Below are 18,309 nucleotides of genomic sequence, written 5' to 3' on the forward strand. Positions count from 1 at the left end.
CACGCTACGGACGGGTGCGGCGGAGTGCGGCATAGGCCAGAAACAGGGCAGCGGCCCAGGCCAGCATGCCCAGCGAGACGAGCGTCAACCCGCCCATTCCATCGACCTGAGCGGCCGCGAGCACCGGCGGCACCAGCCACTGGACTGCCGAGCCCGTACGCGTTCCGAGTATGAGCACTAACGCAGAGACACCAACCAGGATCACCACTCCCCAGCCGCTCGAACGCACGACCGCCCGGCTCGCCAGGACACCGAACCCAGCACCGCAGGCAGCGGTCAGCGCGTGCAGCAGGAAGCCGAACGCCAGCGCGCCGCCGAGTCCCATCGACGGCAGCAGCGCGCCGAGCAGCGCGGGAATCACAGTGGCCAGCACGACCAGTGGAACGGAAGCACCCAGAGCCGCCAGCACGCCGCCGACGATCTCGCGGCGGGCCCGACCGACCGCGGCCCGCGCAATCGAGCGTTGCTCGTCCGGCTCGACGTCGAGCAGCAGCTTGGCCTGCCAGGCGTACGCGGCGAGCAGCAGAGCCGCGGAGAAGCCGTACGCCTGGGCCGGTTCGGACGGCCCGCCCGCGTAAGCCGTCATCAGCAACGCCAGCGCGAGCAGCAGCGGCCCGAGCGCGCGCTGGCTGCGCCAGTACGCCAGCACCCGCATCCGGGCCAGTGCGACCACGCGGTTCACGGCGCCTCCCCCTCCTTCAGCGCGCGGGAACCCCGCACCTCGTACCCGTCGGCCGTGAGCCGGGAGACCGTGTCCTGCACCTCGTCAGCGCCCGACAACACTTCGATCACGTGGAGGTCACCGCGTTCCCAGCCCACCTGGGTCTGCGTCAGCCCGCCACCGCCGACCTGCCAGCGGTAGGTCAGGTCGATGTCGGTGATCCGGTTGCGGTGGTCGGTCACGGCGACCGATCCGCCGGCCCTGACGACCTCGGAGATGATCGCCGGGATCTCGGCCTGCGCCTGTACGTCCAGGCCTTCCCACGGCTCGTCCATCACCAGCAGCCCGGGCGGCTCGAGCAGCGCCTGCACGAGGTTGACCTTCTGCGCCGAACCCTTCGACAGGTTGCGCAGTGGCGTGTCGAGGTAGTCGCCGAGCGCCAGCCGCTCCGCCCAGTGCCCGATCCGCCGTTCGGCCGCGTGCTTCGACAGCCCACGTACCGCCGCCATCGCACGCAGGTATCCCCGCGACGTGAACGGCTGTGCCACCGGGAACCGCTCCGGCAGGAAGCCCACGACCGGAGGCCGCTGGCGCACACTCCCCCGGCCGATCGGCAGCTGCCCGGCCAGGACGCGAAGCAGCGTGGACTTGCCGGACCCGTTGCGTCCGGTCACCACGACCGTCTCACCCGGCTCCAGGGAGCAGCTCACATCGCTGAGGACCCAGGGCGCCCCCCGCGCGTACCGGACGTGTACTCGACTAAGCCGCACGCCTGGATTTCTATCAGGAGGACCTGAGAGCCGCTTCCATACGCCAAGATCGGAACGTCGAAAACGGGCCGGCAGGCCAGGCAGGCAGACAGGAGAGGCCACGATGAGCAGTCCCAGCGCGGAACCGTCCCGACCGCAGGCCGAGCAGCTGGCCGACCGGCTGGAGGCGAAAGGCGTACGCGCGGTCGCGCTGACGTTCGTCGACAACGCCGGGATCACCCGCGTCAAGACCGTGCCGGTGCGCCGCCTGCCGCATGCCGTGCGCTGGGGCGTGGGCATGTCGCCGGTGTTCGACGTCTTCCTGCCCGACGACTCGATCACGACCAGCACCCACATCGGCGGGCCGGTCGGCGACCTGCGGCTGTATCCCGACCTCATCCAGCTCGCCACGCTCGCCGCCCAGCCCGGCTGGGCGTGGGCGCCGGCCGACCGGCGGCAGCAGGACGGCTCTCCGTACGCCGGCTGCCAGCGCACGTTCGCCAAGCAGCAGGCAGAGGCCGCGGTCGACCGCAAGCTGACGTTTCGGATGGCGTACGAGATCGAGTGGATCGTCGGCCAGGACGGGCCGGACGGTTCGTTCGTACCGGCCGCGACCGGTCCGGCGTACGGCATGACCCGGATCGTCGAGCTCTCGAACTACTGCCGTGACCTGATGGACGCGCTGGCCCGGCAGGACGTGCCGGTCGAGCAGTTCCACCCGGAGTACGTCCTGAGCCAGTTCGAGCTGTCGGTGGGCGCCTCCGACCCGGTGACCGCCGCCGACCGTGTCGTGCTCGTGCGGCAGACCATCCAGGCGGTCAGCCAGGCACACGGGCTGAAGGCCTCGTTCGCGCCTGTGTTGTCGCCCGACCTGGCAGGCAGCGGCATGCACCTGCACGTGTCGATGTGGTCGGGCGGGCGCAACCTGCTGGCCGGCGGGCCGGGCCCGTACGGCATGACCGAGCGCGGTGAGAGCCTGCTCGCCGCGCTGCTGCGCCGGCTGCCCGCGTTGTCGGCGCTGGGTGCGCCGAGCGTGCCGGGCCGGATGCGCCTGCTGCCGGGTCGCTGGGCCGGGCCGTACCAGTGCTGGGGCCGGGAGAACCGCGAGGCCGGGCTGCGGTTCGTCACCGGAACGTCGGGCAACGAGTCGCAGGCCGCCAACGTCGAGCTGAAGTGCGTCGACGGCAGCGCCAACCCGTACCTCGTCGCAGGCGCGGTGATGGCGGTGTCGGCCGCCGTGACCGAGGGCAGCCGGTTGCCGGACGAGTACCGCGTCGACCCTGCCTCGCTCCCCGCCGCCGGCCAGCCACCGCGGCTGCCGGAGACCGTCGAGGCGGCGTGCTCAGCGCTCGAGCAGGACGACGTGTTGTGCTCCGCACTCGGCGAACCGCTGCTGCAGGCGTTCCTGGCCGTCCGGCGCGCCGAGGTCCAGCTTTACGCCGAGAAGGAGCCCGCGGAGATCGCCGCCGCTACCCGCTGGATCTACTGACACAGCCTGTCGACAAGATTGTCGCCAATCCTGCCCGACAATCTTGTCTGCGACACTGGCGACAACATCGCCAACAATCTCATCGCCAATCCTGTCGCCAATCCTGACCACAATCCTGTCGCCAATCCTGACCACAATCCTGTCGCCAATCCTGACCACAATCCTGTCGCCAATCCTGACCACAATCCTGTCGCCAATCCTGACCACAATCCTGTCGCCAATCCTGACCACAACCCTGTCGCCAATCCTGACCACAACCCTGTCGCCAATCCTGACCACAACCCTGTCGCCAATCCTGACCACAACCCTGTCGCCAATCTTGTCGACGGGCTTGACGGCCGGCTTGGCTTGCGGGGTTTACTGGCCGGGCGGAGTGAAAGGAGCCCTGCATGCTCGGTTTCACGATGGTCGACTTCGCCCTGGTCGACGGCCACTGTCACGGTGTCTTCGGCGGCACCCCCGATCCGGCGACGTTCGCGCGCTGGAGCACCGAAGCCGACCGGCCGACCGACGGTCTCGCGTACGCCAACAGCCCGGTCGGGCACGCGATCCTGCGCTGGTGCGCCGAGCCGATGGGCCTGGAGCCAGGGCTGTCGCTGGAGAACTACCTCGACCGCCGCACCGAACTGGGTCCGCAGGAGTCGATCCGCCGGCTGATGACGGCGGCCTGGCTGTCGGACCTCCTGGTCGACACCGGCATCTCCGGCGAGGGGTTCGCCGAGCCGTCTGTGCTAGGCGCGGTCACCGAGGCCGGCGTGCACGAGGTCGTCCGGCTCGAGTCGGTCGCCGAGCAGGTCGTCGCCGACGGCGCCGACGCGGTCGGGTTCGCCGAGGCCTTCGTCGACGCGCTGGCCACCGCCACGGCGCACGCCGTCGGGGTGAAGTCGATCGTCGCGTACCGGCACGGTCTCGACATCGAACCCACGCGACCTTCGCCAGACGACGTACGCGAAGCCGCCAAGCAGTGGTTGACGGCGGGCGACCCGGCGCGGCTCACCCACCCCGTGCTGCTGAGGTTCCTGCTCTGGTGCGCGGTCGACCGCGGCCTGCCGATCCAGTTCCACACCGGCTTCGGCGATCGCGACCTCCGGTTCGCGCGCGCAAACCCCGCGCTGCTGCAGCCGTTCGTCGAGGCCGCCGAGCCGAGTGGCGTGCCGATCGTGTTGCTGCACTGCTATCCGTACCACCGCGAGGCAGGCTGGCTCGCTCACGTCTATCCGAACGTCTACCTCGACCTCGGCCTCACCATGTCGTACGTCGGTGCGCAGGCGTCGGCCGTGCTCGGCGAATACCTCGAGCTCGCGCCGTTCGGCAAGGTGCTGTTCTCGACCGACGCGTACGGCCTTCCGGAGCTCTACTGCGCGGGCGCGACGCAGTTCCGGCACGCGCTGGACGCCGTGCTGCGACGCTGGGCCAAGGACGGCCTGGTGAGCTCCGCCGACACCGAACGGATCGCCCACGCGATCGGCGCCGGAAACGCCCAGCGGCTCTACGGCCTCCGCGCTCGGACCAGGTAAGACCAGGTAACAGCTCAGCTCGCGGGAGACGCGGGTGTGGACGGTCGTCGACGGCGCCGGAGCACGACGATGACGACCGCCGCTATGCCGATCGCCAGTACGCCGAGGATGATCAGGCCGGTGATGTCGCCGCGGTTGCGTTCGATCACCTCGACCTGCTGGTAGGGCGTGTCGGCCTTGGCGCGGGCGAAGACGTAGTCACCGTCGATCTTCTCGGGCCGGCCGATGTAGTTGGTCCAGTGCGTCAGGAACGCGCCGTCTCCGACGAAGGCGCGCAGCGCCTCCCCGGTGCTGCCAACCTTCACCCGGCCGGCGTACGCCAGCTCTGGCCGCTCGTCGGTGGCCGGCACCGACCGTGGGTCCATCCGGTGGTCAGCGAGCACGTAGAGCTCGACCTTCTGCGGGTTGTCCGCCGCCTTCGACAGCCGCATCGGATAGACCAGCGTCGACGACGCGAACGAGAGCCGGAGCGGCTGCAGCTCGCCGGCCAGCGAGGCGTCCTTGCCAGCGGGCAGGAGCCGGATCGCGACGGTCTCCCAGCCGTCGGAGACGTACGGCGCGAGGTTGTCGTCCAGGCCCTCCGGGTGCGGGAAGCCGTTGTCGGCGAGCCAGGTCGCGAGCGCCGACGGATCGCCGGCGGACAGCCGGGTCACGTCGAACGGCCCCAGCTGCTGCCGCCCCAGCACCTGCACAGCGCTGTCCCGCGGCGCGCCGGCCATGCCGTCGCCCTCGTCGAACAGCCAGGTGAACGTCGGCCACCAGGAGTCGCGATACTCCACGCGCGGCTCGGTGAGCTCGTCGAGCTCCTCGAACACCTCGGGATCGCCGAGCGTGACCTTGGCGGCGGACGGAACCGGCATCACCCACGCCGCGGAGTGCGAGCTGCCGTCGACGTTGAACGACATCAGGATGTCCTGCTGAGAACCGTCCCAGGTCACCAGCGCGCGTTCGTCGACGACCGCGGCCTCCGCCCGGTCGGGAATGTACGCGCCACACCCGCACGCCCAGGCCGGTGCCGCGACGCCGAGTGCCGAGCAGGTGACCAGCAGCAGCACCAAGGCGCAGACCGATCGGAACATGCGTGCCATCAACGAATCCTCTTTCCCCTGTTCGCGCATCCCCGCCGGGGTGCGGAACGAACCTACCGGCACTACGCTGACTGCGCATGGCCGACGACGTGGATCTGCATCCGCCTGAGGCGGACCAGGCGCTGCTCACCGCCGTGGAGGCGGTCGAGGCAGGGCGCTGGCAGCCGATGCGCGATCTGCTGGCCGAGCAGGCGGACTGGGACGAAAAAGCCGCCCGGTTGAACGTGCTCGCGAGCGCGACCGATCCGAAGGTCGCGCAGGCCTGGACGACGGCCGAGCCCACCAACCCCGACGCGCTCAACCTGCTCGCTCGTGTCTGCGTGCAGTGGGCGTGGCCCACGTCCAGCTCGCCGCCCTGGCTGCGCGAGCCCGTACCCTCTGGCGGCGACCGGCTGCTCCACCAGGCCGAGGACTGCGCGTCGGCCGCCGCGGGCCTGGCGCCGGAGGATCCGACCGCTTCTGCACTCCTGATCCTGCTGGCCGTCGCGCGCGGCGAGCCGAAGGAGGAGTTCTGGCGCCGGCTCGGCAACACGCTCGACGCGCACCGGTGGAACGTCGAGGCGCATGAGTACGCCCTGATGTACCTCTGCCGGCGCTGGCACGGCTCGCACAAGCAGATGCTGGAGTTCGCCAACGACACCGCCGCCGCGGCACCGCTGGGATCGCGGCTCCACAACCTGCCGCTTGAGGCCCACTGCGAATGGGAGACCGCCGCCTTCGCGACCGAGGGCCGGGTAGCCTCGCGGATCGCCAACTGGCGGCTGGAGCGGCGCTGGAGGAGCAAGGCGCTGCGGACGGCCGTCGACCGCACGATGATCAAGTGGTTCCGGGTGGCCCGTCCGGCGGGCGCGCGGCACAGCCGTAGCCTGCACGTGCTGGCGTATGTCCTGGTCCAGGCGGACCGGTTCACCGAGGCGGCCGAGGTCTTCGGAGCGATCGGACGGCATTACCACCCCTATCCCTGGGATCGGATCCGGCCGACCGATCCGGAAACGGTGTTTCGCGCGGCTCGCGACCATGCTTGTGAACACGTGCGTGACAGGTCCGGAACCACGTGAAGGATTAGTACCCCGCTTCGTGGGATAGTTCCCCACCATGGCCAGGCACAGTTGTCGCACCCGGTATGCGCGCAGGTTGCTCCCCCTGCTCCTGCTGGCGTTGCTGGCCATCTCGACCACGGCGGCCTGCGGGCAGCGGCCCGCACAGTACGGCAAAGCCGGCGAGCCCTCGGTGACGATCGCGGTGGGGGGAAAGACGCTGCTCGCCTATCTTCCGCTGACGCTGGCCGGGCGGCTCGGCTATTTCGAGCGTGAGGGCGTCAACGTCGAGATCGACGACCGGACCAGCGGTGCCACGGCGCTGCGAGCGATGCTGGCCGGCGATGTCGACGTGGTGAGCGGCTACTACGACCACACGATCCAGATGCAGCCGCAGGACAAGGACCTCGTGGCGTTCGTGGAGATGATGCGCTATCCGGGGACCGTCCTGGCGGTCTCGCCGCGGGCGTCCGCGCGGATCCGGTCGATCGAGGACCTCGAGGGTCGCACGGTCGGTGTCACGGCCGTCGGGTCGTCGTCTTACTTCTTCCTCAAGCAGCAACTGCGGGCGCACGGCATGCGGCCGGACGCCGTCCGGGTGCGCGGCATCGGCGGTGACGCGACCGCGGTCATCGCGATGGAACGCGGCTACGTCGCGGCCGCGGTGATGGTGGATCCGGCGCTCTCGCAGCTGGAGGCCAAGGGCGGGGTCCGGGTGCTGGCCGACACGCGTACGGCATCGGGACTGCGGGCGGCGATGGGCGTCGACAGCTATCCGGCGGCCGTGCTCTACACCGACCGGCGATGGCTGGACGCCAACCCGGACACCGCCAACCGGATCGCGACGGCGATCGTCGACACCCTGCGGTGGATGCGCGGGCATTCGGCGGAGGAGATCGCCGCGAAGATGCCGTACGGCTACGACGGCGGGGATCCGGAGGTCTACGTGCGAGCGATCGACCGGCTCAAGCAGGCCTACTCCACCGACGGCACGGTCGACCCGGAAGGCGCCGAGGCCGTCCTGCGCGTCCTCGAAGGCGTGATCCCGTGCGTCGGCAACGGGTCGGTCGACCTGGGCCAGACCTATACCGACCGCCTGCTGCCCTAGGCCGCCGGACAGCGGCCGTCGTACTCCCGCCGCTCAGGCGCCGTCGGACAGCAGCCGGAAGTCGCTGAAGTCGAAGCCCGGCGCCACCACGCAGCTCACCAGCACCGGCTGGTCACCCAGCGGGCGGGCGGCCTGCCAGTAGCCGCCGGGTATGAGCAGCTGCGGGTGCTCGCCACCCTCGACGTCGGTGCCGAGGACGAACTCACCCGGCTCCGGGTCGGGCTCGTTGCCGACACCACCCAGCGACATCGCGAGCGGGCCGCCGTGGTGCCAGAACCACATCTCGTCCGACCGCACCTTGTGCCAGCGCGACTCCTCGCCCGGCTGCAGCAGGAAGTAGATGCCGGTGGCGGCGTTGCGCTCGCCGGAATACCCCTCGGGAACGAACGTCGGCGCCGCGCGCCAGGTCTCCCGGAACCAGCCGCCCTCGGGATGCGGCTCGAGGTCCAGCGCCTCGGCGAGGGGCGGGCGTTTGCTCGACATGCGACCTCCGGTAGTTGTTGGACGTGACGCAGACCATGGGAATCCTGCCAACCGTCCCCGCGCTCGAACGGCTCGACCTCCTCGCGGAGCCAGTCGCCAAGGCCGTACAAAACTGGCCCGCCGGCGATGTACCCGTCGCGGAGCTTCGTACTGCTGAGATCGACCCCGAACTCGCCGACACCGCGGCGTTCTGCGAGGCGTACCAGGTCGGAATGGAGATCTCGGCCAACTGCGTGGTCGTCGCCGGCAAGCGTGGCGGCGAGACGACGTACGCGGCCTGCATGGTGCTGGCCACGCAGCGTGCCGACGTCAACGGCGTCGTGCGCCGCCACCTGGGCGCGCGCAAGGTGTCGTTCGCGCCGATGGACACCGCGGTGAGCCTGACCGGGATGGAGTACGGCGGTATCACGCCAGTGGGCCTGCCCGCCGACTGGCCGATCCTTGTCGACCAGAGCGTCGCGGCCGCGCCGTACGTCGTGATCGGAAGCGGACTGCGCAGGTCGAAGCTGCTGCTGCCGGGCCGCGCGCTGGCCGGGTGGCCCGGGTCCGAGGTGCTCGAGCTCGCCGGCTGAGAAATTCCTCGAGATTTTGCGGATCGATGTCGAGGACGGCTCGACGCCTCCGTCCTGAGGTCGAGAAGCCCAACCCGGGCCAGCTGCGAAGGAGCCATAAGTGACCGAGTACAAAGCGCAACCGAACGTCGTCTCCGCCGAGGAATGGCAACGAGCCCGCGACGAGCTGCTGGTGGCCGAGAAGGAGGCCACCCGCGCGCTCGACGCACTGGCGGCCCGGCGGCGGCGCCTGCCGATGAAGCCGATCGCGAACGATTACGTGTTCGACGGCCCCGACGGCAAGGTGACGTTGCTCGACCTGTTCCAGGGCCTCAAGCAGCTGGTCGTCTACCAGTTCATGGACGCCGGTCCGGGCAACTACTGCCCCGGCTGCACCTGGTTCACCGACGCCATCCCGGCCGGTGCGCTCGACGCGCTGGCGGACCGCGACATCAGCTGGGCCACGGTGTCGGACATGCCGCTGGAGCAGATCGAGCCGTACAAGGAGCAGAAGGGCTGGAACATCCCGTTCGTGTCGTCGCACGGCACGACGTTCGCCGACGACTGCGGCGTGATCGGATTCCAGCTGAGCGTGTTCGTCCGGGACGGCGATGAGGTCTACCTGACCTACGCCACCATGTCGCGCGGCGTCGACCGGATGATCTTCGTGCACAACATCCAGGAGCTCACGCCCTACGGCCGCCAGCAGGACTGGGAAGACTCCCCCGCCGGCTGGCCGCAGCAGCCGACCTACGGCTGAGCAGGAATGCCGACGCCGAGTGCCCTGACCGGCTGCGAACCGGCCAGGGCCACGGCTCGGGATCAGTCGTCGGAGCGGTTGTTGTTGCGGTTGCCGCCACCGAAGAAGCCCGACACGCGGTCGCGTACACCGTCCATGGTGCCGCCGAGGTCGGAGATGATCTTGGCCAGCGGGTCCTGCGACCGGGAGAACGACTCCTTGTACGAGTCGGCCGCCTTCTTGGCCTCCTCGCTCATCCTGGCGTTGGCGTCGTCCTCACGGCGGGCGTAGTCGCCGCCGAGGATCGTGGCGTACTCGCCACTGTCGACCCAGTACTTCAGCTCGGCCGCGCGCACCGCCAGGAACGGGTGCGACTGCGCCTCGAGCAGGAGCAGCTTGAGAATGCTGTCGCGCAGGTCGCCGCCCACCGCGTCGTATTCGGCCGCCTGCTGCAGGAACGCCGTCGCGTCGATGTCCTCCAGGCGCCCGCCGCTGGCCAGCTTCATGTGGGTGCGCATCGCGGCCTGCGGGTCCTGCGCGGCCAGCAGACCGGCGCGGTCGCCGGACAGCTCGGCCTTGCGCGACCACTCCATCAGCGCCGCGATGATCGCGCGGATGCCGAGGGCCCCGAGCGGAACCCACCCGATCACGCCGGTCAGGCGGATCAGCCAGATGAGCAGCGACTGGTAGACCGCGTGCCCGCTCTGCACGTGGCCGAGCTCGTGCCCGAGCACGAACCGGAGCTCCTCGTCGTCGAGCATGTCGACCAGCGAGGAGTGCAGCACGACGAACGGGCGGTCCATGCCGATCGCCATCGCGTTGGGCATCGGACCGGTGACGACGTAGATCTCCGGCAGCTCGCGAACGTCGAGCGTCGCGGCGGCCTCGGCGAACAGCCGGTGCACCTTCGGGAACGATCGGTCGTCACAGCGGACGGCCGAGGCGAGGTAGATCAGCCGGAGCGCTCGCTCGTTGATCAGCCCGGAGAGCTTGCGGAGCACGGTGTCGAACCCTTTGAGCTGCCGCAACGCGACCAGCGCACCGCGGTCGGCCGGATGCTCCCAGGCCCGGGAGCTGATGCCGGTGAGGGTCACCCGCGCGCGGGCCGGACGATCTTCGGTGGCGGTCATGAGTGGTAAGTCCCCTTTTCCCTGTCAGCTCAGCTGCGAGGTCGTCGCTGAGTTAAGACCGTATCCCGTCAACGTGGTGGAACGGCGAGAAGTTGCCGCCGCCCGTGCCGATTTCAGGGTTGTTTCAGGGACGAGCGTCAGGTGAGCAGCTGGACCAGCGCGGCCACGCCCACCACGACGATGACGCCGCGAAGCACGGTCGGAGGCAGCTTACGCCCCACCTTCGAGCCGATCTGCCCGCCGATCATCGAGCCGATCGCGATCAGCCCGGCATGCGGCCACGACACGTCGGCCAGGACGATGTAGCCGATCGCGGCGACGGTGTTGACCATGCCGACCAGCACGTTCTTGGCGGCGTTGATCCGCTGCAGCGTCTCGTCGAGACCCACACCGAGGATCGCGGTGAGCATGACGCCCTGGGCGGCGGCGAAGTAGCCGCCGTAGATCCCGGTGAGGAACACCAGGAACCGCACCAGCCAGCCGCCGTGAGCGCTGTTGGAACGCCGGTGCGCCACCTTCTTGGCGATCCACGGCTGCAGGATCACCAGCACCACGGCCAGCGACACCAGCGCCGGCACGATCGCGTGGAATGCGTCTTCCGGGAGCTGCAAGAGCAGATTGACGCCGACGACGGCGCCGAGCACCGAGCCGATGCCGAGCTGGATCAGCCGGGACCGTTGTCCCGAAAGCTCCCTGCGGTACCCCCAGGCGCCCGAGAAGTTCCCCGGCACGAGGCCGACGGTGTTCGTCACGGTCGCCGTGATCGGCGGGACTCCGAACGCGAGAAGGGTCGGGAACGTCACCAACGTCCCCGACCCCACTACCGCGTTGATCGTTCCGGCCGCCATCCCTGCCAGGAAGACGGCCGCAATCTCCAGGTAACTCAAGCCTGCGCCGGCCCCTGGTCGTTGGGCCCAGCCGGTCCGGCAGGTCCGGGCGGCGGCGTGGAAGGCGTCGAGTCGTTCGACTTCCGGGGGCCACCGAAGCCACCCTTGGCGGCATCCTCGGCCGCGGCGATCGCCGCCGCCACCTCGCTCTCGGCGGTCTGCAGCGCGGCGTCGGCGCGCTCCTCGGTCTCGGCGACCTCCACCGGCTCCTTGCGTTCCGGACGCTTGCGGTTGGCCGGGTCGACCCGCGGCGGGATCGCGGCCTTGGGACCGTCGGCCCCGGCAGCACCGCTCAGCTGCTGGCCGAACTGGCCGAGACCCTCGAGCGCCTTGCCGAACTCGCTCGGGATCACCCAGACCTTGTTGGCGTCGCCCTTGGCGATCTCGGGCAGCATCTGGAGGTACTGGTACGACAGCAGGCCCTGGTCGACCTGGCCCTCGTGGATCGCGTCGAACACCGTCTCGATGGCCTGCGCCTGGCCCTGGGCCTGCAGGATCTGCGCCTCCCGCTGAGCCTGGGCCCGCAGGATCCGGGCTTCACGCTCACCCTGGGCGGTGAGGATCGCCGACTGCTTCTCACCTTCGGCGGTGAGGATCGCGGACTGGCGAACGCCTTCGGCGGTGAGAACCGCGGCGCGCTTGTCGCGGTCGGCACGCATCTGCTTCTCCATCGAGTCGCGGATGGAGGGCGGCGGCTCGATGCCCTTCAGCTCGACGCGGCTGACCCGGACACCCCACTTGCCGGTGGCCTCGTCGAGCACGCTGCGCAGCCCGCGGTTGATCTCCTCACGGCTGGTCAGCGTGCGCTCGAGGTCCATACCACCGACGATGTTTCGCAGGGTCGTCATCGTGAGCTGCTCGATGGCCTGGATGTAGTTGGCGATCTCGTACGTCGCCCGTACCGGGTCGGTGACCTGGAAGTAGATCACCGTGTCGATCGAGACCACGAGGTTGTCCTCGGTGATCACGGCCTGCGGTGCGAACGAGACCACCTGCTCACGCAGGTCGAGCTGGTAGCGCACCTTGTCGATGAACGGAGTGATCAGCGACAGGCCGGGTCCGAGCGTCCGGGTGTAGCGGCCGAGCCGCTCCACGACGCCGGCCCGCGCCTGCGGGATGATCTTGACCGACTTGGCGAGCACGATGATCACCACGAAGGCCACGATCACGGCTGCGATCAAGGCTCCCACGATTGCCTTCCTTCTTTACTTATCGAGTACCGATCCTTGCCCCGCAGACGGCTCTCTCTCACAGCCTGCGCACATCACAGTCCGAACGGCTTGTCGGCCTCGTGAACGTAGGCCGTCGCACCGTCGATCTGGAAAACGTCTACGGTCTTGCCCGGTTCGATGGTGGAGGTCTGGTCGTATGGACGCGCGGTCCACAGCTCCCCTTCGATCTTCACCTGTCCACCATGCGCGTCGATCCGCTCGACGACGATCCCCTGCCGGCCCTCCAGTGCCTTGGGGCCCGACCTCAGCTCCGGCCCTTGCTTGAGGTGGCGGAGGGCGATCGGGCGAACGGCGCCCAGCATGCCGACCGCGGTCACGAGCGCGACCACGATGGAGATCACCGACCCCGCTCCGATCGCCGCGGCGACCGCGCCCGCCAGCGCACCGGCCGCGAGCATCAGGAACAAGAGGTCCAGGGTGAGCACCTCGATGGCGGCCAGGGCGGCAGCCAGCACCGCCCACGCGACCCATGCGTGCTCGGCAAGCCACTCGAAGAGGTTCCCCATAGTCAGAATCTACTCATGTTCGCCACGCCGACACGCCTGACGTGGCGAGTTTGGGATCTTTAGTTGTCTCTTGTTACACAGCTCACTCCGGACGCGCTCCGGCCGCACTCCTGTGTTCACTCCAGCGTTCACTCCTGGGCGCGGGCCGACCAGCGCCCGGAGAACCACTCGAGCGCCAGCGACATGCCGAACGCGTCGGTCAGTGTCTGGGCCGTCAGCGCCTCGTCGATCGGCCCTTCCGCGACCACCGACCCGGCACGCAGCAGCAGCACGTGGGTGAACCCGCGCGGGATCTCCTCGACGTGGTGGGTGACCAGCACGGTCGCCGGGGCGTAGGGGTCCTGGGCCAGCTCGCCGAGCGTACGGACCAGGCCCTCGCGCCCAGCGAGGTCGAGGCCGGCCGCGGGCTCGTCGAGCAGCAGCAGCTCCGGGTCGGTCATCAGCGCACGGGCAATCTGGACCCGCTTGCGCTCGCCTTCCGACAGCGTGCCGAACGTCCGGTCGGCGTACTCCTCGACGTTGAGCCAGGCCAGCAGCTCGCGGGCCCGGTCGTGGTCGAGCTCGTCGTAGTGCTCGCGCCAGCGCCCGATCACGGCGTACGACGCGGAGACGACGACATCGTGCACTCGCTCGTGGCGGGGTATTCGTTCGGCCAGCGCCGCACTCGTCAGACCGATCCGGGGCCGGAGCTCGAACACGTCGACGTTGCCGAGGGTCTCGCCCAGCACGGTCGCGGTGCCACCGGTCGGGTGCATCCGCGCGGAGGCGACCTGCAGCAGAGTGGTCTTGCCGGCACCGTTCGGGCCGAGCACGACCCAGCGCTCATCCTCCTCGACGGTCCAGTTCACCCGGTCGAGCAGCTTGTTACCGCCGCGGGTGAGCGTGACATCGGAGAGCTCGACAACTGGGCTCATCCATCACTCTCTCGGCTGGGAGTGAACACTGTCATGGTCGCCAAACCTATCGGTCTCCACTCATAAGCTGGTGCTCATGGTCGCGCTGTCTCGTTCCGCTCGCCTGACCAGTTGGGGAAACGCCTGGCTTTCGCAGGCGACCAGCCTCGACGAGGCAGACGAGCGTATCCGTGCCGAGGATGCCGCACATCATGTGACCGGCCTCCCGGATGAGCCGGATTCGGTCACGTTGCTGCTCGCGCTGGGTTCGCTGCGTCGCTTGGGCACCACCGAATTCTCCCTCGCGCTCCCGGCACCGGGTGACCCGCTCGGGCTCGCCGGGCCGAGTGAGTTCACGCAGGCGGCGCTGGAGGCCGGCGAGGCGGTGATCTGCCAGGGATCCGGGCTCGGCCTGGTGCCGCTCGTGGTGGGAGCGGGCGTGCAGTGGTGCGTACGGCCCGCGGATCCGGCCGCGCCGATGTCGTTCTCGGAGGCGTCCTCGGAGCTGATGGAGGCCCTGCAGCACTCGATCGAGGTGCTGTCGGGTCTCGAGGTGGCGCAGTGGCGCGCGGACGTCGCCGAGGCACTGGCCGACCTCAGGAAGGTCGGCAAGCGCAAGGACGACGGGCTGCCACCGGGTTACGCGCCGAGGGCGGACCAGCTCGCGGCCCGGGCGCGGACCTGCCTGTTCATCTGCGACCTGGTGCTGGAGGACGACGGCGGAGCCCGCACGGTCTACGAGGCCGACGCTCGCAACTCCGTGCTCCGCCGCCTCGAACGCGCCGCCCGGCGCGGCCTGGTGGCAGCCTGCGCCGCCCCGCGCTGACGGCCTCCTCGCCGTGCGAATGACCACGTTAACCACGCATTTGGCTGGTTAACCACGCCCCGGGCCGTGGCGAACCACCTGCTGGCGTGGCGAAGCACCACCTGCTCCGGCGGGTGGCTGGCGCGGATGGCTCGAGCTGCTGAGAGCATTGCGGCGTGAAGTTGGCGATTCTTGGTGGCGGCGGGTTCCGGGTGCCGCTGGTCTACCGCGCGTTGCTGCACGACACCGGCTCCCCACGGGTCACCGACGTCGTGCTGTACGACACCGATCCCGGACGGCTCGCCGTGATCGCGGCCGTGCTGAAGCGCCTCGCCGGGCCGGCCGAGGTCGCGTTCACCACGACGACCGAGCTCGACGAAGCGGTCACCGGTGCCGACTTCGTGTTCTCCGCGATCCGGGTCGGCGGGCTCGAAGGCCGGACCAGCGACGAGCGGGTCGCGCTCGGGCTCGGCGTGCTCGGCCAGGAGACCACCGGTCCCGGCGGCCTCGCGTATGCCCTGCGCACGATCCCCGTCGTACGGCGGATCGCCGAGCGGGTCCGCGAGCTGGCCGGCCCGCGGGCGTACGTGATCAACTTCACCAACCCCGCCGGCCTGATCACCGAGACCATGCAGGCCACACTCGGCGAACGCGTGATCGGCATCTGCGACACGCCGGGGGCGATGGGCCGCCGGGTCGCGCAGGCCGCGGGCGCCGACCCCGACCGCGCCAGGCTCGACTACATCGGGCTCAACCACCTCGGCTGGCTGCGCCGGGTCGTGGTCGACGGTGAGGACCGGCTGCCTGCCCTGCTGGCCGACGACGAAGCGCTGGGCGGCCTGGAGGAGACCGGCCTGTTCGGCGCCGGCTGGCTGCGCTCGCTCGGCTCGATCCCCAACGAGTACCTGCATTACTACTACTTCAACCGGGACGCCGTTCAGAAGATCACCGCCCGCTCGGAGACCCGCGGGGAGTTCCTGCTGCGCCAGCAAGCCGCGTTCTACGCCGAGGCCGCCAAGGACCTCGACGCCGCGTACGACGTCTGGCAGCGCACGCTGGCCGAGCGCGAGGCGACCTACATGGCCGAGTCCCGCGAGCAGCCCCGCCACGTCGCGGACCGGACGGCGGCCGAGGCGATCGACCCTGGCGGGTACGAAGGTGTCGCGCTGGCGGTGATGGCCGCGATCGCGCGCAACGAGCGGGCGACGATGATCCTGAACGTACGCAACGGCGGTGCGGTCCCCGGGCTCGACGACGACGCCGTGGTCGAGATCCCCGCGCTACTCGACGCCACCGGCCCGCGCCCGCTGGCCACCACCCCGCCCAGCCTGCACCAGCTCGGCCTGATGGCTCAGCTCAAGGCCGTCGAGCGGCTCACCATCCGCGCGGCCGTCGAGCAGGACCGCGACCTGGCCGTGCAGGCGTTCGCGCTGCATCCGCTCGTCGACTCGGTCACCGTTGCCCGCGAGCTGGCGACGGGTTACGGGCTCTGACGGCAGCCTTCAGATGTCCAGCTAACGTTGTCGCGTGCCGGAAACCGACACTCCGTTACGAACCCTGCTGGTCACGTTCACCGGACGTGACCGGCCAGGTCTCACCTCCGCCATGTTCGACACCTTCGCCGGCTATCCGGTCGAGGTGCTGGACGTCGAGCAGGTCGTCCTCCGCGGCCGGCTGCTGCTCGGTGTGCTCCTCACCGCGCCGCGGGACGAGACCCGGTTCCGCCGCGAGCTCGAGGACATCGCCCGCAAGCTCGGCCTCGACATCGAGATCGACAGCGGCTCCGGCGACAACTCGCCCCGGCGCCGGGGCCGCAGCCACGTCACCGTGCTGGGCCAGCCGCTGCGCCCACGGGCGGTCTCCGCGATCGCCGGGCGGATCGCCGACTCCGGCGCCAACATCGACCGGATCGTACGGATCGCGCGTTACCCAGTGATCGCGATCGAGCTCGACGTCTCCGGCGTCGACCCCGACAAGCTGCGCGCCACGCTCGCGTCCGAGGCGGCGGCTCAGGAGGTCGACATCGCCGTCCAGCCGGCCGGCCTGTACCGCCGGGCCAAGCGGCTGGTCGTGCTCGACGTCGACTCCACGTTGATCCGCGGCGAGGTGATCGAGATGCTCGCCGAGCAGGCCGGCTGCCTCGACGAGGTGGCCCGCGTGACCGCGGAGGCGATGGCCGGCGAGATCGATTTCGGCGAGTCGCTGCGCCGCCGGGTCGCGCTGCTGGCCGGCCTGGACGCGAGCGCGCTCGAGGAGGTACGAGCGGCGATCCAGCTGACGCCGGGCGCGCGCACGTTGTTGCGTACGCTGAAGCGGCTCGGCTACCAGGTCGCGCTCGTCAGCGGCGGCTTCACCCAGCTGGTCGAGCCGATCGCCGCCGAGCTCGACGTCGACTACGTGGCCGCGAACGTGCTGGAGATCGTCGACGGCAAGCTCACCGGCTCGGTGGTCGGCGAAGTGGTGGACCGGGCGGCCAAGGCGCGGGCGCTGAACCGGTTCGCCGCACAGGCGGGTGTGCCGCGGGCCCAGACCGTGGCGATCGGCGACGGCGCCAACGACCTCGACATGCTCGCCGTGGCAGGGCTCGGCGTCGCGTTCAACGCCAAGCCGGTCGTCCAGGCCGCGGCCGACACCTCGGTGAACGTGCCCCACCTGGACGCCATCCTCTACCTGCTCGGCATCACCCGCGAAGAGGTCGAAGCCGCCGACAACGCCTGACCACTCATCGTTCCGCTCATCTTTCCGCCGCCAATGACCACGTTAACCACGGCTTTGGCTGGTTAACGTGGTCATTTGGCCCACGCGGCGGAGCCACAAAATCGGCACAGCGCCACGCTGGTAGGTGCTTCGCCACGCCCCAGGGCGTGGTTAACCCGCTAATTGCGTGGTTAACGTGGTCATTCGCGGGGGCCGCTTCAGGGCTGGCGGCGGATCAGGTCCTTCAGCGTCGCGCTGCCGGCTCGGACCTGCGCCCACGGGACGTCGAGCTCGAACACCGCCAGCGCGCCGGTCGGGAATCCCTCCGCCAGCTTGCGATGCGCTGGCCCGCTGCCGTCCTCGTCCAGCACCCCGGCCAGTCCGGCGACCGACGGGTTGTGCCCGACGACGAGCAGGATGTCGATGTCGTCGCCGGTTTCGTTCACCACGTCGAGCAGCTCGTCCAGCGTGTTGGCGTAGATCCGGTCGTCGACCTCGACGACCAGCTTCACGTCGTCCGCCGCGGCCAGGCCGATCGCGCAGGCGTCCCAGGTCTCGCGAGTGCGCAGCGAAGGCGAGATCACCACTCGCTGGGGGGTCAGATCCCTTTCGCGCAAGGCCTCTCCGGCCAGCAGCGACTGGCCGCGGCCGCGGTTGGAGAGCGGCCGGTCGATGTCGGCTGTGGCCACCGGCGATTCCGCCTTGCCGTGCCTGAGCAGCACAAGTGTCCGAGTCAC

Annotated in this window: 19 protein-coding genes; 9 read left to right on the forward strand and 10 right to left on the reverse strand. The window is 69.8% G+C overall.

Going from position 1 to position 18,309, the window contains the following annotated elements:
• Nucleotides 1–4 precede the first annotated feature (4 nt).
• Nucleotides 5–682, reverse strand: a complete 678-nt coding sequence (locus tag ACYVF6_RS34100; RefSeq protein ID WP_460527338.1) for a hypothetical protein — start codon at nt 680–682, stop codon at nt 5–7.
• The gene (locus tag ACYVF6_RS34105) at nt 679–1,371 is read right to left on the reverse strand and encodes an ABC transporter ATP-binding protein (protein WP_460527340.1); all 693 of its coding nucleotides are present in this window, start codon (nt 1,369–1,371) and stop codon (nt 679–681) included. The genes ACYVF6_RS34100 and ACYVF6_RS34105 overlap by 4 nt, the downstream gene beginning before the upstream one ends.
• A 163-nt stretch (nt 1,372–1,534) precedes the next feature.
• Between ACYVF6_RS34105 and ACYVF6_RS34110 the strand changes: the two genes are divergently transcribed.
• Both ACYVF6_RS34110 and ACYVF6_RS34115 read left to right on the forward strand, forming a co-directional pair.
• On the forward strand, nt 1,535–2,899 hold the full coding sequence (locus ACYVF6_RS34110) for a type I glutamate--ammonia ligase (RefSeq protein ID WP_460527342.1): 1,365 nt from the start codon (nt 1,535–1,537) through the stop codon (nt 2,897–2,899).
• Nucleotides 2,900–3,288: 389 nt separating this feature from the next.
• The gene (locus tag ACYVF6_RS34115) at nt 3,289–4,416 is read left to right on the forward strand and encodes an amidohydrolase family protein (protein ID WP_460527344.1); all 1,128 of its coding nucleotides are present in this window, start codon (nt 3,289–3,291) and stop codon (nt 4,414–4,416) included.
• Between the two features lie 14 nt (nt 4,417–4,430).
• Here the strand turns inward: ACYVF6_RS34115 and ACYVF6_RS34120 are convergent, their stop codons facing one another.
• Complete coding sequence (locus tag ACYVF6_RS34120; protein ID WP_460527346.1) at nt 4,431–5,504, reverse strand: DUF2330 domain-containing protein; 1,074 nt, start codon at nt 5,502–5,504, stop codon at nt 4,431–4,433.
• Nucleotides 5,505–5,581: 77 nt separating this feature from the next.
• On the opposite strand from ACYVF6_RS34120, the gene ACYVF6_RS34125 reads away from it, so the two are divergent.
• Both ACYVF6_RS34125 and ACYVF6_RS34130 read left to right on the forward strand, forming a co-directional pair.
• Nucleotides 5,582–6,562 carry a hypothetical protein gene (locus ACYVF6_RS34125; protein WP_460527348.1) on the forward strand — a complete coding sequence of 327 codons (981 nt, stop codon included), beginning with the start codon at nt 5,582–5,584 and terminating at the stop codon, nt 6,560–6,562.
• A 76-nt stretch (nt 6,563–6,638) separates the two neighbouring features.
• Complete coding sequence (locus tag ACYVF6_RS34130; RefSeq protein ID WP_460527350.1) at nt 6,639–7,649, forward strand: type 2 periplasmic-binding domain-containing protein; 1,011 nt, start codon at nt 6,639–6,641, stop codon at nt 7,647–7,649.
• Between the two features lie 33 nt (nt 7,650–7,682).
• On the opposite strand, the gene ACYVF6_RS34135 is transcribed toward ACYVF6_RS34130, so the two are convergent.
• Complete coding sequence (locus ACYVF6_RS34135; protein WP_460527352.1) at nt 7,683–8,132, reverse strand: cupin domain-containing protein; 450 nt, start codon at nt 8,130–8,132, stop codon at nt 7,683–7,685.
• Nucleotides 8,133–8,167: 35 nt separating this feature from the next.
• Between ACYVF6_RS34135 and ACYVF6_RS34140 the strand changes: the two genes are divergently transcribed.
• Nucleotides 8,168–8,704: a YbaK/EbsC family protein gene (locus tag ACYVF6_RS34140; protein WP_460527354.1), complete on the forward strand. Its 537-nt coding sequence runs from the start codon at nt 8,168–8,170 to the stop codon at nt 8,702–8,704.
• Between the two features lie 100 nt (nt 8,705–8,804).
• Entirely contained in the window at nt 8,805–9,443 is a 639-nt protein-coding gene (locus tag ACYVF6_RS34145; protein WP_460527356.1) for a DUF899 domain-containing protein, read from the forward strand.
• A 62-nt stretch (nt 9,444–9,505) separates the two neighbouring features.
• On the opposite strand, the gene ACYVF6_RS34150 is transcribed toward ACYVF6_RS34145, so the two are convergent.
• The 5 genes from ACYVF6_RS34150 to ACYVF6_RS34170 all read right to left on the reverse strand — a co-directional run bounded on the left by ACYVF6_RS34150 (nt 9,506) and on the right by ACYVF6_RS34170 (nt 14,091).
• Nucleotides 9,506–10,552: a M48 family metallopeptidase gene (locus ACYVF6_RS34150; RefSeq protein ID WP_460527358.1), complete on the reverse strand. Its 1,047-nt coding sequence runs from the start codon at nt 10,550–10,552 to the stop codon at nt 9,506–9,508.
• A 137-nt stretch (nt 10,553–10,689) separates the two neighbouring features.
• Nucleotides 10,690–11,439 (reverse strand): sulfite exporter TauE/SafE family protein, encoded by a 750-nt coding sequence (locus ACYVF6_RS34155; protein WP_460527360.1) that lies wholly within the window; start codon nt 11,437–11,439, stop codon nt 10,690–10,692.
• Nucleotides 11,436–12,629 carry an SPFH domain-containing protein gene (locus tag ACYVF6_RS34160; RefSeq protein ID WP_460527362.1) on the reverse strand — a complete coding sequence of 398 codons (1,194 nt, stop codon included), beginning with the start codon at nt 12,627–12,629 and terminating at the stop codon, nt 11,436–11,438. The genes ACYVF6_RS34155 and ACYVF6_RS34160 overlap by 4 nt, the downstream gene beginning before the upstream one ends.
• A 74-nt stretch (nt 12,630–12,703) precedes the next feature.
• Nucleotides 12,704–13,177, reverse strand: a complete 474-nt coding sequence (locus ACYVF6_RS34165; protein WP_460527364.1) for an NfeD family protein — start codon at nt 13,175–13,177, stop codon at nt 12,704–12,706.
• Between the two features lie 128 nt (nt 13,178–13,305).
• Nucleotides 13,306–14,091, reverse strand: a complete 786-nt coding sequence (locus tag ACYVF6_RS34170; protein ID WP_460527366.1) for an ABC transporter ATP-binding protein — start codon at nt 14,089–14,091, stop codon at nt 13,306–13,308.
• Nucleotides 14,092–14,167: 76 nt separating this feature from the next.
• On the opposite strand from ACYVF6_RS34170, the gene ACYVF6_RS34175 reads away from it, so the two are divergent.
• The 3 genes from ACYVF6_RS34175 (at nt 14,168) to serB (ending at nt 17,593) form a co-directional block, all read left to right on the forward strand.
• The gene (locus ACYVF6_RS34175; protein WP_460527368.1) at nt 14,168–14,896 is read left to right on the forward strand and encodes a hypothetical protein; all 729 of its coding nucleotides are present in this window, start codon (nt 14,168–14,170) and stop codon (nt 14,894–14,896) included.
• Nucleotides 14,897–15,051: 155 nt separating this feature from the next.
• Entirely contained in the window at nt 15,052–16,368 is a 1,317-nt protein-coding gene (locus tag ACYVF6_RS34180; RefSeq protein WP_460527371.1) for a 6-phospho-beta-glucosidase, read from the forward strand.
• A 34-nt stretch (nt 16,369–16,402) separates the two neighbouring features.
• Nucleotides 16,403–17,593 carry a phosphoserine phosphatase SerB gene (serB, locus tag ACYVF6_RS34185; RefSeq protein WP_460527373.1) on the forward strand — a complete coding sequence of 397 codons (1,191 nt, stop codon included), beginning with the start codon at nt 16,403–16,405 and terminating at the stop codon, nt 17,591–17,593.
• A gap of 197 nt (nt 17,594–17,790) precedes the next feature.
• Here the strand turns inward: serB and ACYVF6_RS34190 are convergent, their stop codons facing one another.
• The gene (locus tag ACYVF6_RS34190) at nt 17,791–18,309 is read right to left on the reverse strand and encodes a SixA phosphatase family protein (protein ID WP_460527375.1); all 519 of its coding nucleotides are present in this window, start codon (nt 18,307–18,309) and stop codon (nt 17,791–17,793) included.

The organism is Flindersiella endophytica (genome assembly GCF_054779015.1).

Bases quoted from the DNA above. Each gene is read 5' to 3' on its own strand.
- ACYVF6_RS34110 (WP_460527342.1), top strand. From the start codon at position 1,535: ATGAGCAGTCCCAGCGCGGAACCGTCCCGACCGCAGGCCGAGCAGCTG.
- ACYVF6_RS34115 (WP_460527344.1), top strand. From the start codon at position 3,289: ATGCTCGGTTTCACGATGGTCGACTTCGCCCTGGTCGACGGCCACTGT.
- ACYVF6_RS34120 (WP_460527346.1), bottom strand. From the start codon at position 5,504: ATGGCACGCATGTTCCGATCGGTCTGCGCCTTGGTGCTGCTGCTGGTC.
- ACYVF6_RS34125 (WP_460527348.1), top strand. From the start codon at position 5,582: ATGGCCGACGACGTGGATCTGCATCCGCCTGAGGCGGACCAGGCGCTG.
- ACYVF6_RS34135 (WP_460527352.1), bottom strand. From the start codon at position 8,132: ATGTCGAGCAAACGCCCGCCCCTCGCCGAGGCGCTGGACCTCGAGCCG.
- ACYVF6_RS34140 (WP_460527354.1), top strand. From the start codon at position 8,168: ATGGGAATCCTGCCAACCGTCCCCGCGCTCGAACGGCTCGACCTCCTC.
- ACYVF6_RS34150 (WP_460527358.1), bottom strand. From the start codon at position 10,552: ATGACCGCCACCGAAGATCGTCCGGCCCGCGCGCGGGTGACCCTCACC.
- ACYVF6_RS34165 (WP_460527364.1), bottom strand. From the start codon at position 13,177: ATGGGGAACCTCTTCGAGTGGCTTGCCGAGCACGCATGGGTCGCGTGG.
- ACYVF6_RS34170 (WP_460527366.1), bottom strand. From the start codon at position 14,091: ATGAGCCCAGTTGTCGAGCTCTCCGATGTCACGCTCACCCGCGGCGGT.
- ACYVF6_RS34175 (WP_460527368.1), top strand. From the start codon at position 14,168: ATGGTCGCGCTGTCTCGTTCCGCTCGCCTGACCAGTTGGGGAAACGCC.